Below are 1,430 nucleotides of genomic sequence, written 5' to 3' on the forward strand. Positions count from 1 at the left end.
CCCATCAGATCTCAGGCTATATGAACGACGGATTTGCCTATCGTTCGCCCTACATCCTTAGACCGGGACAACCATCGCCCGGCTCGGCTACCTTCCTGCGTCACACCTGTTAATACGCTAAACGCACCAGCACGGGGTCGTACGCTAGGCCCAACGCTTCACCCCGAAGGGATCCATCAAAGGGATTCAGATACTTAGCACTACTGGATTGTCTTGGGCGGTTCTTCGCCGGTACGGGAATATCAACCCGTTGTCCATCGACTACGCCTGTCGGCCTCGCCTTAGGTCCCGACTTACCCAGGGAAGATTAGCTTGACCCTGGAACCCTTGGTCTTCCGGAGGACGGGTTTCTCACCCGTCTTTCGCTACTCATGCCTGCATTCTCACTCGTGTGGCATCCACGGCTGGTTCACACCGCCGCTTCACTCGCCACACGACGCTCTCCTACCCATCAACACGGCTGGACCACGAAGGCCTACCACTAATGTCAATGCCACAACTTCGGTGGCGTGCTTGAGCCCCGTTACATTGTCGGCGCGGAATCACTTGACCAGTGAGCTATTACGCACTCTTTCAAGGGTGGCTGCTTCTAAGCCAACCTCCTGGTTGTCTGTGCAACTCCACATCCTTTCCCACTTAGCACGCGCTTAGGGACCTTAGTTGGTGGTCTGGGTTGTTTCCCTCTCGACTATGAAGCTTATCCCCCACAGTCTCACTGCTGCGCTCTCACTTACCGGCATTCGGAGTTTGGCTGACGTCAGTAAGCTTTTGGGCCCCATCGGCCATCCAGTAGCTCTACCTCCGGCAAGAAACACGCAACGCTGCACCTAAATGCATTTCGGAGAGAACCAGCTATCACGAAGTTTGATTGGCCTTTCACCCCTATCCACAGCTCATCCCCTCCATTTTCAACTGAAGTGGGTTCGGTCCTCCACGACGTCTTACCGTCGCTTCAACCTGGCCATGGATAGATCACTTCGCTTCGGGTCTAGACCCTGCGACTGAATCGCCCTATTCGGACTCGCTTTCGCTACGGCTGCCCCACACGGGTTAACCTCGCCACAGAGCACTAACTCGCAGGCTCATTCTTCAAAAGGCACGCCGTCACCCCTACAAGGAGGCTCCGACGGTTTGTAAGCAAACGGTTTCAGGTACTATTTCACTCCCCTCCCGGGGTACTTTTCACCTTTCCCTCACGGTACTTGTCCGCTATCGGTCATCTGGGAGTATTTAGGCTTATCAGGTGGTCCTGACAGATTCACACGGGATTTCTCGGGCCCCGTGCTACTTGGGATACTCTTCACGCCATAACACCATTTCGACTACGGGGCTCGCACCCGCTCTGGCCAGGCGTTCAAACCTGTTCGTCTATGATGCGCTGTAACGTTCACCGGCCGGCAGACCGGAACGAAAAGTCCCACAACCCCGAC

The 1,430-nt window shown here is 55.5% G+C and carries 1 rRNA gene (running past one end of the window); it reads right to left on the reverse strand.

From position 1 onward, the window contains the following. Positions 1-1,430, reverse strand: a 23S ribosomal RNA gene (locus C5C74_RS16735) (its annotated part continues 416 nt past the right edge of the window); the annotation flags it as partial.

The organism is Rathayibacter sp. AY1E8, assembly GCF_002931415.1.
Taxonomy (GTDB): domain Bacteria; phylum Actinomycetota; class Actinomycetes; order Actinomycetales; family Microbacteriaceae; genus Rathayibacter.